The following is a 700-nucleotide window of genomic DNA, read 5'->3' on the forward strand; positions in this document are numbered from 1 at the left end:
TCCGACCACTTGGAATGTTAGTAATCACCTGAGATTTTAAGGGCGTATTCTTCAGGGGTCAAGTTGCCAAGAGATGAATGAGGTCTGAGTTTGTTGTACTCCAGCCGCCATTCTTCAATAATATCTTTTGCTTCTGACAGACTGGAAAACCAGTTTTGATTGAGGCATTCATCTCTTAACTTGCCATTGAAACTTTCAATATATCCGTTTTGTGTCGGGCAGCCAGGATCGGTAAAGATGTGTTCCACTCCGTGATCGTGTCCCCAGGCATTCAGAGCATTTCCGGTGAACTCAGAACCATTATCGGTCAGTATCTCTTTGGGTAATCCCCGAAACAGGGCTACTCGGTTAAGCACGGAAGCTACTTTCCTCCCCGTGATGGAGCTATCTACCTCCAGAGCAAGGCATTGCCTTGTGGCCTCATCTATCAATGTCATAATTCGGATATGCCCACCATACCGGGTGCGGTCACAGACAAAGTCCATCGACCATCGGGAATTGAACTCCGGACATGCCCGATCGGGCATGCCGCGCTTTTCGTATTTTTTCTGCTTGTTCCGTCTCTTCAAGGCTAAACCCGCATCTTTATAGAGCCGATAGGTTCGTTTGTGGTTGATATGTATCTCTTCACGCTGGAGCATAACATGCAATCGCCGATAGCCGAACCGTTTCCAACGAGCAGCCAGCGCAGTCAGTCGAG

1 protein-coding gene is annotated in these 700 nt (G+C 48.1%); it reads right to left on the reverse strand.

Annotated elements, in window-relative coordinates; translation table 11 throughout:
- Positions 1-17: 17 nt before the first annotated feature.
- Positions 18-700 (reverse strand): IS3 family transposase (locus ON16_RS00040; protein WP_040658435.1); only part of this gene is annotated, 683 nt, incomplete at its 5' end.

This window comes from Oscillibacter ruminantium GH1, assembly GCF_000307265.1.
Classification (GTDB): domain Bacteria; phylum Bacillota; class Clostridia; order Oscillospirales; family Oscillospiraceae; genus Oscillibacter; species Oscillibacter ruminantium.